General features: G+C 59.3%; 11 protein-coding genes. 1 reads left to right on the top strand and 10 read right to left on the bottom strand.

Features of this window, described 5'->3' with window-relative positions:
* Positions 1-197: 197 nt before the first annotated feature.
* From AC07VR_RS16640 to AC07VR_RS16605, 8 genes are all read right to left on the bottom strand, one after another.
* Positions 198-2,603 carry an efflux RND transporter permease subunit gene (locus tag AC07VR_RS16640; protein ID WP_495011870.1) on the bottom strand — a complete coding sequence of 802 codons (2,406 nt, stop codon included), beginning with the start codon at positions 2,601-2,603 and terminating at the stop codon, positions 198-200.
* A 20-nt stretch (positions 2,604-2,623) separates the two neighbouring features.
* Positions 2,624-3,676: a WD40/YVTN/BNR-like repeat-containing protein gene (locus tag AC07VR_RS16635; protein ID WP_495011869.1), complete on the bottom strand. Its 1,053-nt coding sequence runs from the start codon at positions 3,674-3,676 to the stop codon at positions 2,624-2,626.
* A 1,149-nt stretch (positions 3,677-4,825) separates the two neighbouring features.
* Complete coding sequence (pepN, locus tag AC07VR_RS16630; protein WP_495011868.1) at positions 4,826-7,495, bottom strand: aminopeptidase N; 2,670 nt, start codon at positions 7,493-7,495, stop codon at positions 4,826-4,828.
* A gap of 12 nt (positions 7,496-7,507) precedes the next feature.
* Positions 7,508-8,338 carry a DUF2797 domain-containing protein gene (locus AC07VR_RS16625; protein WP_495011867.1) on the bottom strand — a complete coding sequence of 277 codons (831 nt, stop codon included), beginning with the start codon at positions 8,336-8,338 and terminating at the stop codon, positions 7,508-7,510.
* Positions 8,335-8,595, bottom strand: coding sequence for a YeaC family protein (locus AC07VR_RS16620; RefSeq protein ID WP_494991464.1), 261 nt, complete (start codon positions 8,593-8,595; stop codon positions 8,335-8,337). Before AC07VR_RS16620 ends, AC07VR_RS16625 begins: the two co-directional genes overlap by 4 nt.
* 36 nt (positions 8,596-8,631) lie before the next feature.
* Positions 8,632-9,501, bottom strand: coding sequence for a rhomboid family intramembrane serine protease (locus tag AC07VR_RS16615; RefSeq protein ID WP_495011866.1), 870 nt, complete (start codon positions 9,499-9,501; stop codon positions 8,632-8,634).
* Positions 9,498-10,469, bottom strand: coding sequence for a metallophosphoesterase (locus tag AC07VR_RS16610; RefSeq protein WP_494991462.1), 972 nt, complete (start codon positions 10,467-10,469; stop codon positions 9,498-9,500). The genes AC07VR_RS16615 and AC07VR_RS16610 overlap by 4 nt, the downstream gene beginning before the upstream one ends.
* Entirely contained in the window at positions 10,469-11,359 is an 891-nt protein-coding gene (locus tag AC07VR_RS16605) for an NAD(+) kinase (RefSeq protein ID WP_419115794.1), read from the bottom strand. Before AC07VR_RS16605 ends, AC07VR_RS16610 begins: the two co-directional genes overlap by 1 nt.
* Between AC07VR_RS16605 and AC07VR_RS16600 the strand changes: the two genes are divergently transcribed.
* Positions 11,261-12,412 (top strand): DUF1853 family protein, encoded by a 1,152-nt coding sequence (locus tag AC07VR_RS16600; protein WP_495011941.1) that lies wholly within the window; start codon positions 11,261-11,263, stop codon positions 12,410-12,412. The two genes, AC07VR_RS16605 and AC07VR_RS16600, sit on opposite strands and share 99 nt — an antisense overlap.
* Before the next feature lie 131 nt (positions 12,413-12,543).
* Here AC07VR_RS16600 and AC07VR_RS16595 read toward each other — a convergent pair whose 3' ends face one another.
* Both AC07VR_RS16595 and AC07VR_RS16590 read right to left on the bottom strand, forming a co-directional pair.
* Entirely contained in the window at positions 12,544-13,836 is a 1,293-nt protein-coding gene (locus AC07VR_RS16595; protein WP_495011865.1) for an arsenic transporter, read from the bottom strand.
* A 232-nt stretch (positions 13,837-14,068) separates the two neighbouring features.
* Entirely contained in the window at positions 14,069-14,626 is a 558-nt protein-coding gene (locus AC07VR_RS16590; protein ID WP_494991459.1) for an NADPH-dependent FMN reductase, read from the bottom strand.
* Positions 14,627-14,777: the final 151 nt, after the last annotated feature.

Here is a 14,777-nt window from a genome sequence, read left to right as displayed (position 1 = left end):
GCAATGATAGCCCATCAACGAACTTCACTCCCTGCGCTGATCGTTCCCACGCTCCCGCGTGGGAATGCCTCACTGGACGCTCTGCGTCCGCTCTTGTGACGCGCAGCGTCACGGGCTGCATTCCCACGCAGAGCGTGGGAACGATCAAAAAAAAAAAGCCGCAACCTGAGTTGCGGCTTTGATGTTTCAGCTGACCCTTAGTGGGCGAACAACGAATTACCCTTCTGCCCGGCCAGGCTCGAAGGCTTGATCAGGAACCGCGCCAGCGCTGGCAACAGCCACAACGCGCCGAACATATTCCACAGCAGCATGAAGGTCAGCATCAGGCCCATGTCGGCCTGGAACTTGATCGCCGAGAAGATCCAGGTGCAGACGCCGATGGCCAGGCACAAACCCGTGAACAGCACTGCTTTACCGGTGGATTTCAGGGTCTGGTAATAGGCTTCCTGCAGCGGCAGACCGGCACGCAGGAAACTTTCGAGGCGGCTGTAAATGTAGATGCCGTAATCGACACCGATCCCCACGCCCAGCGCCACCACCGGCAAGGTCGCGACTTTCACGCCGATACCCATGAAGGCCATCAGGGCGTTTCCGAGCACCGAGGTCAACACCAGCGGCAGCACAATGCACAAGGTTGCCGCCCAGGAACGGAAGGTGATCATGCACATGGTCGCCACGCAGGCGTAAACCAGGATCAGGATGGTCAGCTCCGACTCCTTGATCACTTCGTTGGTGGCTGCTTCGATCCCGGCGTTACCGGCCGCAAGGATAAACTCCAGGCCATCCTTGTTGTTCTCTTTGGCGAACGCCTGCACCGCCTGCACCGCGCGATCAAGGGTTGCGGCCTTGTGGTCGTTGAGGAACACCAGCACCGGCGCCAGCGAGCAACTGTTGTTGTACAGACCATCAGCTCGAGCGATGGAGTTGTTCAACACATCCGGGTTGCGCGACAGGGTTTCCCATTTCAGGTTGCCCTCGTTCATGCCCTTGATCATCTGTTTGGAGACAGTCACCAGGGAAATCGCCGACTGCACGCCCTCGGTGTTCTGCATCTTCCACATCAACTCATCGATCGGCGCCATGGCTGCATAACGCGAGCAGCCTTCCGGAGCAGTCTTGACCATCACCACCAGTACATCGGAGCTGGTGGAGTAGTTGCTGATGATGAAGTTGTTGTCCTTGTTGTAGCGCGAATCAGGACGCAGCTCCGGCGCACCTTGATCGAGGTCGCCGATCTTCAGGTTCTGGCTATACCAGAGACCGCCGCCGAAGGCCAGCAGGGCCAGGACGATCGACACCGGCGCAACTTTCGGGCTGGCAAAGTTCGACAGCACACGCCAGAACGGATGCTCACGCACTGCGTCTTTCTTGCTGCGTTCGACGGCGCGCCTGCTGATGCCGACATAGGAAATCGCTACCGGCAACAGGATCAGGTTGGTGAACACGATCACCGCCACGCCGATGGACGCGCCGATGGCCAGTTCGCGAATCACGCCGATATCGATGATCAGCAAGGTAATGAAGCCCACCGCATCCGCCAGAATCGCGATCATCCCCGGCAGGAACAATTGCCGGAAGGTACGTCGCGCCGCTGTCAGGGCGTTGTCGGCCTCACTGGATTGCAAGGCGATGCCGTTGATCTTTTGCACGCCGTGGGAAATACCGATGGCGAAAATCAGGAACGGCACCAGCATCGAATACGGGTCCAGCCCAAAACCGAAGGCGTGCATCAGCCCGAGTTGCCAGACCACCGCCACCAGCGTGGTACTCAACACAGCGATGGTGCTGCGTAGGCAGTTGGTGAACCAGTACAGCAACACCAGGGTGATGATGAAAGCGACGCCGAAGAACATCACCACCATGATCAGGCCATCAATCAGGTCGCCGACCTTCTTGGCGAAACCGACGATGTGGATCTTCACATTGGGGTTTTGCGCTTCGAACTTGTTGCGGATTTTCTCTTCGAGCTCGTGGGAGAATTTCTGGTAGTCCAGCGCGAGCAACTTGCCCTGGTCTTGCGGGTCCGGGTAGGACTCCAGCAACGGGATATCGACGATACTCGACTTGAAATCGTTGGCGACCAGCCGACCGACCTGACCGGACTTGAGCACGTTGTTACGCAGCAGATCGAGGCTGTCGGCCGAGCCGTTGTAGCTCTGCGGAATCACCTCACCACCGGCGAAACCTTCCTCGGTCACTTCGGTCCAGCGAACGCTGGGGCTCCACAGCGACTTGAGACCGGAACGGTCAACACCGGAGATGTAGAACACCTCGTCGTTGATCTGCCGCAAGGTCTCCATGTACGTCCTGGAGAAAATGTCGCCATCAGTGGCTTCCACCGAGATCCGCACGGTGTTGCCCAGGTTGGCCAGATCGTTGCGGTGCTCAAGCATCTTCTCGATGAAGGGGTGCTTGAGCGGAATCATTTTTTCGAAACTGGTGGACGGCCGGATCAGCGTCGCCTGCCAGAACAGGAAAACGCTGACCAGCAGGCAGATGACGATCACCGCCGGGCGGTTGTTGAAAATCAGGCGCTCGAGAAACGTCGCCTTGTCCTGGTGATGACTGCTGATGGAAATCGTGTCTTGTTGATGACTGCTCATGGAAATCCCCCGCCTTCTTATTATTTGCCCAGCTCAGCGCCGGTTGGCGTGGTAGCGCGAACGCCGCCCTGTCCCACCAGAATCAAGTTGCCGTTGCCCGCCGCCGTGACCGCCGACAAGGAAATGCGGTCTGGTCGATTGAATACGCTAAAGGTCAATCCATCGTCGTTGCTGCGTACCACGCTGCCGCCGTTGCCGACGATGACCAGTGAACCGTCGTCGAACAACGTCGCACCGGACAGACCGAATTCGAGTGCACCGCGAGCAGCTTTCAGCTCAACCGGCTCCCAGGTACTACCGAAATCAGTGGAGCGGAACAGGTTGCCGCGCAAACCATACGCCAGCAGTGTGCCGGACTGGCGGGTACCGATCACACCGAACAGCGAGCCGTGATACGGGCTTTCCAGGCGCTCCCAGGTTTGCCCCCAATCGGCGGAGCGGAACATGCTGCCCTGCTCGCCGACGATGAACAGACCGCGATCCTTAACCGCCGCGATGCCGTTGAGGTGGTACTGGTCTTCGTTGTTCAGGCGATCGCTGGCATCTTCCCAGCTCCTTCCGCCGTCGGTGGTCTCCAGCAGTGCGCCATAGGCGCCCACGGCAAAGCCGTTGCTGGCGTCCTTGAACCAGACATCGAGCAACGGCGCTTCACGTTTCAAGTCCTCGAATTGTTTGGTCCAGGTGGCGCCGCCGTCTTCACTGGCAAGAATCTGCGCGTCATGCCCGACTGCCCAGCCGTGCTTGTCATCGACAAAGAACACCGCCGTCAGCAGCTGCCGAGTCGGCACTTTGGCCTGGGTCCAGTTCTTGCCCTGGTCATCGGAATAGAGAATGTGGCCGCGATCACCCACCGCCACCAGACGCGCACCGGCATGCACAACGCCAAGCATCAGGCCTTTGGCGGACTTTGCGGATTCAATCGAATAGACAGTACCGGCCGCCGCCGTGGCAGCAGCCTGGACAGGGGCCGACAGAGCGGCAACTCCCAACAGCGAGAGCGCTGTAGCCAGCAACGCGAATCTGCGTAACGCCGGCGGGCGGCAAAAAACCACACCCATGACAGGCTCACTCATAGACCTTTCCCCCATTATTATTGTTAGGTCATTCAACCTTTCAGGGCGCCGCTCAGGGCGTTTTTTCTGATTTGCCGTTTCGGATGGTTGTCCTGAAAGCTGCAATCTAGAGCCCCCTCTGAAGCTGACCTATCCTATCCAGCTTTGGAAAGGTCTGACAATCGACGCCACGTTATCTTTTGTTAACCCGGCGCTTTGGAGGAGTGCCTGAATGGCAAGACATTCGCTGTCATGATGAATAACGGCCGTGTTGCACGGCCCCTGTAGGAGCGAGGCATGCCCGCGATAGCGGCGGTGCGTTCACTGTTGATTTTGACCGGGTACATATCCGTTTCTGCGGTAACGGATATGTACACCTGTAACAGATTGGTCGGCTGTCAGGCCGCCATATCGCGGGCAAGCCATGCTCCCACAGTTTTGATTCGCATACGTCTGCGAGAGATAGGTCGACTGTCAGGTCGCCATCGCGAGCAAGCTCGGCTCCTACAAAAACGGCAGAAAGGTAGAGCGGCATACACCGCCCCACCACTCAACAGGCCGAGCGTTAGCTCGCCTGCCGCTTTTGATCTTGATCTACCCGCCCCTTCGGAAGGCCGAGCGGAGGCGTTCATCAGGGGGTGGGCGCGAAGCGCCGTTCGACGAAGTCGAACACATCGAGAGGAGGTCGAAGCGAAGCCGACCGGAGGCGATGCCCCCTGATGAATGCCGGAACGAGGGAACGCCGAGCCTTAGCGAGGTGCCGTACGCTCGGGGCAAGCCCTTTTGGGTCCTTTTGGGGCGTTTGCCAAAAGGGCCTCGCCGTAAGGGCGAAACCCTAAGTGGCCGTTACCGCAGGAATGGATATGTACACCAGCAAGAGCCAGGCTGGCTGTCAGGCCGCCATCGCGAGCAAGCTCGGCTCCTACAGTAAATCTGTGTACACCAACAAGAGACAGGCCGGCTGTCAGGCCGCCATCGCGAGCAAGCTCGGCTCCTACAGTAAATCTGTGTACACCAGCAAGAGACAGGCCGGCTATCAGGCCGCCATCGCGAGCAATCGAACGTCGACCGGCTGCTCCTACAATGGATCGTGTACATCCGCAGGAGCCAGGCCGGCTGTCAGGCCGCCATCGCGAGCAATCGAGCGTCGACCGGCTGCTCCCACAGGGGTCAGGCCAGGCTTTTGCTGACCACTTCAAAGACGTCGCTGGACAGCTCGCCCGAGGCACGAATGCGCTCCAGCTCCCCCTTCATCAACGCCTGGCGCGCAACATCGTACTTGCGCCAGCGAGTCAACGGAGCCAACTGCCGTGAAGCAATCTGCGGATTGAACCCATTAAGCTCAATCACCAAATCCGCCAGGAAACGATAGCCAGAACCATCCGCAGCATGGAAATTGATCAGGTTCTGCCCGGCAAACGCCCCGACCAACGCACGAACCTTGTTCGGGTTCTTGATGTTGAACGCAGGATGCTTCATCAGCTCCTTCACGCGTTGCAAGCCACCCGGCAAACCACTACCCGCCTGGACACTGAACCACTGATCCATGACCAACGGGTTGTCTTTGAAGTTTTCAGCGAAGGTCGCCAGGGCCTTGGCCTTCTCTTCAACGAATGGCGAGTTGACCAATACCGCCAGTGCGGTCAGGCGCTCGGTCATGTTGTCGCAAGCATCGAACTGCTCAAGGGTCGCAGCCAGAACTTCCGGTTTGTCGCTGAGCATCAGGTACGACAGCGCGATGTTCTGCAGGCTGCGACGGGCGAAGTGCTCGGCCTCGGCGATGTAGGCAGTCTTTTTCGACAGCTCGCGATTGGCCTGATAGCGCTGCCACAAACCATCGAACAGGCTGTCAGCCAATTGCTTGCGAGCGAATTCGCGAGCGGCATGGATGGCATCCACGTCGGCCACTTCGCTGATTTCGGTGAGGTAGGCTTCACTTGGCAACGAAAGCATTTCCGCGACCATGGCCTGATCCAGCGTCTCGTCCGCCAGCACTGTGCGCAAAGCCTTGACCAGACGTTGATCCAGTACCAATGCAGTGCCTTGTTGATACTGAGCAATCAGCTCCTGCAACACCTGCACCGACAATTGCTGGCCGGCTTCCCAGCGATTGAAGCCATCGCTGTCGTGTTGCATCAGGAACATCAACTGGTCGCGATCGTACGGGAAGCTCAGCTTCACCGGTGCCGAGAAGCCACGCAGCAAGGATGGCAATGGCTTTTCAGTGATGTCGACGAAAGTGAAGGTCTGCTCTGCTTCGGTCACCGACAGCACACGGGAGGTACCGTCAGCGGCGGCTTCACCGACCAGGCGTAGCGCAATGGCGCCACCCTTGGCATCCAGCAGACCGAGTTCGACCGGGATCACGAACGGCAGCTTTTCAACCTTGTCCGGGGTCGCCGGGTAGCTCTGGCGGAAGGTCAGGCTGTAGGTTTTCGCTGTGCTGTCAAAAGCCTCGCTGACGGTCAGACGCGGCGTACCCGCCTGGCTGTACCAGCGTTTGAACTGGGTCAGGTTGACGCCGTTGGCGTCTTCCATGGCTTTGATGAAATCGTCACAGGTCACAGCCTGGCCGTCATGGCGCTCGAAATACAGGTCGCTGCCTTTGCGGAAACCTTCGTCACCAAGCAAGGTGCGAATCATCCGCACCACTTCCGAGCCCTTTTCGTAGACCGTCAGGGTGTAGAAGTTGGAGATTTCGATAAAGCTTTCCGGGCGCACGGCGTGGGCCATGGGGCCTGCGTCTTCGGCGAATTGGTGAGTGCGCAGGTAGGCCACGTCCTCGATGCGCTTAACGGTGCGCGAGTTCATGTCGGCAGAGAATTCGGCGTCGCGGAACACCGTGAAGCCTTCCTTGAGCGACAGCTGGAACCAGTCGCGGCAGGTCACGCGGTTGCCCGACCAGTTGTGGAAGTATTCGTGAGCGACCACCGCTTCAACGCGCTGGTGCGCAGCGTCGGTAGCGGTTTCGGCGCGAGCCAGCACGCAGCTGGAGTTGAAGATGTTGAGGCCCTTGTTCTCCATGGCCCCCATGTTGAAGTCGTTGACCGCAACGATCATGAAGATGTCCAGGTCGTACTCGCGGCCATAGACCTCTTCGTCCCAGCGCATGGACTTCTTCAGGCTGTTCATGGCGTGCTGGCATTTGTCGATGTTTTCCGGCTCGACATAAATACGCAGTGCAACGGAGCGTTCGGTCATGGTGGTGAAGGTATCTTCAACGCACCACAGGTCACCGGCCACCAACGCGAACAGGTAAGCCGGTTTCATGAACGGGTCTTCCCAGGTCGCCCAGTGCCGACCGTCCTCTTGCGGGCCGCTGGCAATCGGATTGCCGTTGGACAGCAGTACCGGATAGCTGTGCTGTTCGGCGCTGACCGTCGTGGTGAACTTGCTCATCACGTCCGGGCGGTCGAGGTAGTAAGTGATCTTGCGGAAACCTTCGGCTTCGCACTGGGTGCAGAACATGCCGCTGGATTTGTACAGGCCTTCCAGAGCGGTGTTGGTTTCCGGGTGGATCCTGACGCTGGTGTCGACGGTGAACGAAGCGCTCGCCGGATGCAGGGTCAGGTGATGCTCTGTCAACTGATAATCGGCGGCTGTCAGGTCGCGGTCAGCCAGTTTCACCGACAGCAGCTCCAGCTGCTGGCCATCCAGCACCAGCGGCGGCAGGCCCGCAGCGCTGTCCAAAAGGCAGGCCGGGTTGCGGCGCATCACCAGTTGCGCATGGACCAGGGTGTGGTCCTCGAACAACTCGAAGGTCAGGTGCGTCTCGTCGATCAGGTACTCAGGCGCCTGATAGTCCTTCAGGTAGATCATCTTCGGTTGTTCGTTGCGCATGCTGGAGTCCTTCTACTGATGCACGGCGAGTTGATAAGCCGTGTACTTGCGAATATTGATAACGCCGGTGTCGAAAATCAGGTACTGCCCCTTGATCCCCATCAGCGTGCCTTCGGCAATCGGGTTCTTGTCCAGGTTGAAGCTGACGATCCTGGCCGGGTACTGCTCGACCGGATAGCGGATTTCAATCGGCTCGACATCGCCGATCACCTGGATAGCCTGCAGGCCGAAGCGCTCCTGCAAACCCAGCAGACCTTCGGCACAGCTGTCGAAAAGCTGCTCGCGAACCTGTTTGAGGTCCACCGCCTCGGCATCACCCTTGAGCAATGCACGCCAGTTGGTTTTGTCTGCCACCTGACTGCGAAACAGGTCTTCAACGAAACCCGATTGCTGACGGGTCGATACCCGTATGATCGGTAGCGCCTGGCTGGCGCCCTGGTCGAGCCAGCGAGTCGGCAGCTGAGTCGCACGGGTGATTCCGACTTTGATCCCCGACGAATTGGCCAGATAGACCACGTGATCGGTCATGCAGAACTGCTCGCCCCAGGCCGGATCGCGACAGGTGCCAGCGTCGTAGTGGCAGCGCTCCGGACTCATGATGCAGATATCGCACTGGGCCAGCTTGGTCATGCACGGGTAGCAGTAGCCCTGGCTGAAACTGGTTTTGGTCTTGCGCCCGCAATGGGTGCAGTGGATCGCCCCCAGGTACTCGAGGCGCACTGTGGTGCCGATCATTGGATTGACCGGCACCTCGGTATCGCCAAGACGAAAGGCGTATTGAACGGCCGACGCTTCAAGGCGCGCCGACATCTTGCTGATTGCACCGCGGCCAATCTCGATCAATGGATGGCATCCGACTTGAACAGGATGTTCGGTACTGGCGCCGACTTGGAGCTGCACTCCTGCGGGCCCATGTAACCGGTACGTTGTTCTTCCGGCAGATTCTGGATTTCCCAGGCAATCATGGCTTGCAGCGAAAGCGCTTTTTGCTCGTCCGTCAGCTTGCCGCCGTCGGACCATTTGCCGATCTCTACCGCCAGTTTCAGGCTCTGGTAGATGTGGGGGGTGATGTTTTTGATCATTTCGTTAAAAGAGGACATCAGGTTCTCCGCGCTCTTTATTCAAATCGCAATTTTTTAGACGGCCAGTTTACGTCGGCTGAACAAGCCACCCAACAAACCGGTGACGCATCCGACGAGCAACCCGCCGATATGCGCCGCATTGGCAATTTCACCGAAACCGATCATCGAGATCAGTCCGGACATACACAGCAGCAGCCACACCAGCATCATCACCAGCACCCCACGGGGCAGGTGATAGGCCGGGTTCGGCGACAGTAATTGGTAGATCCAGCAATGCCCCAGCAGGCCGTATAGCACCCCGGACAGCCCGCCAAACAAGCTCGGACCGCTGAAATAATATTGAGCGTAATTGGACACCAGGCCGAACAATAGCGTCAGACCCAACAGGTTGATGCTGCCCTGGCGAATCTCGATACGCCGCCCCAGTTCCCAGTACCACATGCCGTTCATGGCCAGATGGAGGATGCCGAAGTGGATCAGCATCGGTGTCACCAAGCGCCACCACTGCCCCGCTGCGAGGCTGTCGGCCAGTGGCGTGAACTGGATGTACTCACCCGCCACGCGGAACTCGAGGAAGGTCAGCCAGCGCAGGGTGCCGAGGTTTTCGCCGAGCATCGTCACGCCGCCAACGATCAGGCACAAAAGCAGGATCAGCGCGGTTACGGGGCTGTAGCGCAATTGCTCGACAAAGCCCGGCTGCATCGTGGCCTCGGCCACCGGGATGTCCAGCTGCTGATCGGGATCGCCGGCCGGGAAACGCTCGTACAGCGAACGAACGTCATCGCTGATGCTATCGGGTACCCACAGCACCTGCTCGCCAGCCTCTTCGCTGACCCTGTGCGGCACTTGCATGCGTTGCAGCAGTTTGACGAAACCACTCAGGTCGACCGCCAGCGGCAGGCGCAATACAGCGACGGCACTCATTGCATGACCTCTGGACGTTCGACATCGACCCAGACGAACTTGCGCGGATCGAGGCGGGTCTCCTGGTCCAGTCGATAAGCGACCAGTTTTCCGTAGAGCACCGCGCTGTAGTCCAGGCAGGCCAGATTCGGCCGGATCGGTGCCGGTTTTCCGCTGCGCCAGTAGTGGCCGACAAACAACAGTGGCTCGTCGATGCCATAGCGCAGCAAGGTGTCTTTCTGGGTAGCGGACAGCGGTGTCCGGGCCACTGGCTCGGGTAAGGCGTCGGGTTGGAACACAATGTCTCCGTAGGTTTGCGGGTCGTCTTCCCAGAACTTGGTACGGAAGAATGCCCGGGTCAGGCCGTCACCGCTGGTCATGGTCAAGCCGTGAGGCAGACGCATGTCGGTGCCGCGCAACAAACGATCGAACACCGTGCAGGCAAAACTGCCGGGCACAGCAGCGGCCTGGAGGAAGTGCTCGTCGATGCAGCCATCGGGATGCAGCGCCCGCAACGGCTCGATCAGCCCGGCATCCCAGCAGGCATGCACCACGCGAAAGCGCCCGGCGTCGACAAACAACGGCATCTTGTAGAACCACTTGAGGAAGTCATGCCAGTCCGCCGGGTGCTGAGCGAATTGGGTAAGGGTTTCGTTGATCAGCCGAGCATGGCGCGGCGTATGTTCGCGCACGTATTGCTTGCCGCTTCCCGGAGGAGCCGGCGTACTCCAGCCCAGAGCGTTGAACTCATGGTTACCCATGATGCACAGCGCCTGACCGGCTTCGCTCATGTCGCGGACGATATGCAGTGCTTCCCGGATCCGCGGGCCACGGTCGATGACATCGCCAAGGAATACCGCCATTCGCGAGGAATGGCGCCAGACACCGCCCAGTCTTTGGTACCCGAGCCGGTCGAGCAAATGCTCAAGAGTATGAGCGCAACCGTGCACGTCACCGATCAGGTCGTAGCTACGCGCGGGATCGAGCATCAGTCGCCTCCACCACCCAACCGGCTGCCCCAACCGAGCTTGGTCCGGCACACTTCGTAGTAATTGTGGTCCAGAGGATGGATCAGGCGCAGTTTTTGCGCCTTCTTGCTGATGGTGATGGTGTCGCCGGGCGCACAGGTGAAGTGATTCTGGCCGTCACAGGAGACTTGCGGGTATATCTGCATATCCTTGGACACAACGATTTTCAGCTCACTATTGCCATCGACCACAATTGGCCTTCCAGACAAGGTATGGGGGTACATGGGCACGATAACAATGGCATCGAGTTTGGGATGCATGATCGGCCCGCCTGCCGACAGCGCATAAGCGGTCGAACCGGTCGGCGTCGCGATGATCAGGCCGTCGGCCTTCTGGCTGCAGACGAACTGGCCGTCGATGTACAGCTCGAACTCGATCATCCGCGTCGACTTGCCGGGGTGCAGCACGACGTCGTTGAGCGCATCGCCCTGGCCGATGGCCTCGGCGTGGCGGCGGACTTCGGCTTGCAGCAGGAAGCGGTTTTCCACCAGGTAATGGCCGTCGAGCACCTCAGCGACCTTGACCTCCAGCTCGTCGGGGCGGATATCGGTCAGAAAGCCCAGGCTGCCACGGTTGATCCCCAGCACCGGCACGTTATGTCGCGCCAGAGCCCGGGCGGCGCCCAACAGGCTGCCGTCACCGCCGACGACGATCACCATGTCGCAGACTTCACCGAGCATTTTGCGTGAGGAAGTTTGCAGGCCGTGGCCCGGGAGGACTTCGGCGATGGTGTCTTCGAGGATCACATGCAGGTGCCGCTCGAGCAGAAACCTTTTCAGCCGGCGAACCGTGTCGAGTACCTGGGAACTGCCCAGGCGACCGATAATGCCGATATTACGAAATTGCTCCATGGGGTTCCTGCAAGGTTCTGGGACGGGCGAAAATGTCGATTATGGGCGAAACCTTGCCGCAGACAAAATCCTTTCCGGCACATAAACGACTATGCTCGCAGAATGATCCTGTTTCCCGGCTTACTCAACCTACCCCGCCAGTTGCGTCATCCCGAAGTGCGCGACCTGGCTTGGGTCATCCTCGCGCCGCCAATGCTCAGTGAAACGCCTTGGCCGCAGCGCCACCCTCTGGCGGGCAGCGATTGGGTGCAGGCCCCCGAACAACTGGTGCAGTGGCTCAAACAGCTGGATCGCGACAGCGGCCCTTTGCGGCACTGGCTGGCCCTGGGCCCGACCCGGCGCCTGGGCCTGTATTACGAACGCCTGTGGCAATTCGCCGTGCAGCACGCCCCCGGCGTCGAATTGATAGCCGCCAATTTACCGATCCGCCGTGAAGGCCACACCCTGGGCGAGCTGGACATGCTACTGCGCGACCGCGATGGCGTGCATCATCTGGAACTGGCGATCAAACTCTACCTGGGACCACAGCACGGTGACGGTCATGACACCGCGCAATGGCTCGGCCCTGGTTGTCATGACCGACTGGACCGCAAACTGGCGCACCTCAGCCAGCATCAGTTACCGATCTCCGCCCGCCCCGAAAGCCGCGAAGCACTGGCCACACTCGACATCCTGCACTTCAGCGCGCAGTTGTGGCTGGGGGGCTATCTGCTTTATCCGTGGCCGGGCAAGGCTCAGCCACCGACTGGCGCCCACCCGCAGCATTTGAACGGCCGTTGGTTACACCAGCGTGACTGGCTGACATTTGTCGTTGAAAGGCCGCCGGGGCGCTGGCAACCCCTGCCCCGTCACGCCTGGCTGGCACCGGCGCATTACCCTGCCGATCAGACGTGGGACGCTGACCGACTGGATGCCTGGCTGGCCGATCTGGAACCACAGGCACCCGCACAGTTGCTGGTGCGTCTGACGGAAAACTCCGCGGGCGACTGGGAAGAAGCCGAGCGGCTGTTTCTGGTGGCTGATCTTTGGCCGAATGTGCCCGGGACGGGTTAAGCCCTTCAGCGTCTGGAAGGGCCTCTTCGCAGGCAAGCCTCGCTCCTACAGAGATCCGGATCAGCCCAGCATGGTGTGATCGACTCCAAACCCGTAGGAGCGAGGCTTGCCCGCGATGGGGGCGACGCGGTCTAAGGGATGCCCACCGACAACCGCAGCGCCAACGCCGCCAATGTCACCAGCAGCACCGGCACGGTCAGTACGATCCCGACCTTGAAGTAATACCCCCAGCCAATCTGGATGTTCTTGCGCGCCAGTACGTGCAGCCAGAGCAAGGTCGCCAGACTGCCGATCGGCGTGATTTTCGGCCCCAGGTCACTGCCGATGACGTTGGCGTAGATCATCGCCTCCTTTACAACACCCACAGCCTGGCTGGCATCGATGGACAACGCACCGATCAGCACCGTCGGCAGATTGTTCATGATCGAGGAGAGCAACGCCGTCAACAGACCGGTGCCCATGGCAGCGCCCCAGATACCATAACCGGCAAACCAGTCCAGCAGACCGGCCAGGTGCCCGGTCAGGCCGGCATTGCGCAGGCCATAGACCACCAGGTACATGCCCAGAGAGAAAATCACGATCTGCCACGGTGCTTCTTTCAGGACCTTGCGGGTTGAAATCTTGTGGCCGCGGGCAGCGATCGCCAGCAGCAAGGCCGCACAGACAGCCGAAATAGCACTGATGGGAATCCCCAGCGGTTCCAGGGCGAAGCACCCCACCAGCAAAATGAACAGCACCCACCAACCGGCGATAAAGGTCGCCTTGTCGTGAATCGCGTGTTCAGGCTGTTCAAGCTGTTCAGGGTCGTAATCGCGGGGAATGTCCCGACGGAAAAACCACATCAGCATACCTAGCGTCGCCGCCACGCTGACCAGGTTGACCGGCACCATCACCGCCGCGTAGTCGTTGAATCCGATCTTGAAGAAGTCCGCCGAAACGATGTTCACCAGATTCGAGACCATCAACGGCAAGCTTGCGGTATCGGCAATGAACCCCGCGCCCATCACGAACGCCAGGGTCGCCATCGGAGAAAAGCGCAAAGCCAGCAGCATCGAGATTACGATCGGCGTGAGGATCAACGCCGCTCCGTCGTTAGCGAACAACGCCGAAACCAGCGCCCCCAGCAGCACCATGCAGGCGAACAGCTTGCGCCCGCTGCCACGCCCCCAACGGGCGACGTGCAAGGCTGCCCAGGCAAAAAAACCGGCCTCATCCAGCAACAGACTGATGATGATCAACGCCACGAACGTTCCGGTGGCATTCCAGATGATCTGCCATACCAACGCAATATCGCTCAGATGTACCACGCCGCTGAGTAACGCCAGTACCGCACCGAATACCGCGCTCCAGCCAACACCAAGGCCTTTGGGCTGCCAGATCACCAAGGTCATGGTCAGCAGAAAAATCAATGACGCTATCAGCATGCAAAGCAGCCTTCGAAAGGGGTAGAAAATGTCGTTTGATGGGGGCAGCAGCGGACGAGGCGAGGGATTTTAAGATATCGACAGGGTTGGGAGTGTATAGGTGTCCAGCTTTTTGCAGGAGCAGCCAGTTGACGCTCGATTGGTCCGGGCGGCGTTCCGACGATGGCGATCTCAACGACGCCATCGCCGGCAAGCCGTGTTCCTATAGATGATCCATGCGTGGCAGCGTGATTCAGACCTTCTTATGCTGCTCGACCCAATCCCCGTAGGCATCGATAAATTTCTGCAATAACGGCCGGATAGCCTCTGAAGGCTTGCCCGCTTCGTCGAATGCAGAGCCTGCATGACTCAGATAGGCTTCGGGTTGCTGCATGCACGGCACGTTGAGGAACACCATAGACTGGCGCAGGTGGTGATTGGCGCCAAACCCCCCGATAGCCCCCGGCGAAGCGCTGATCACGGCGCCCGGCTTGCCGTTCCAGGCGCTTTTGCCATAAGGACGGGAACCGACGTCAATCGCATTCTTCAATACACCCGGCACGGAGCGGTTGTATTCCGGGGTTACGAACAACACTGCGTCGGATGAACTCACCTGTTGTCGGAAAGTGCTGTAGGCTGCCGGCGGTGACGCGTCAATGTCTTCGTTGTAGAGCGGCAGATCACCAATCTCGATGATGTTCAGTTTGAGATTGGCGGGTGCCAGGTCTGCCAATGCCAGCGCGACCTTCCGGTTGATCGACTGTTTTCTCAAGCTGCCGACCAGAACTGCAATCGTATAGACGTTGCTCATTGAGGATTCTCGACTAACTGGCTATAGGAGCCTGTAGTTATAGATGATCCAGGGGGCATGACAACCAATCTGGTTCGAGGATTCGGCCCTCACGACTATTTTTTTCCTGCAGGAAAACTTACCCCGCCCAACTACGGTCTACAGAGCCGCA

Source organism: Pseudomonas sp. GW821-FHT02H09 (assembly GCF_059421425.1).
Note: the sequence above shows the minus strand (reverse complement) of the source record. Positions and strands in the feature narration are given on the sequence as shown.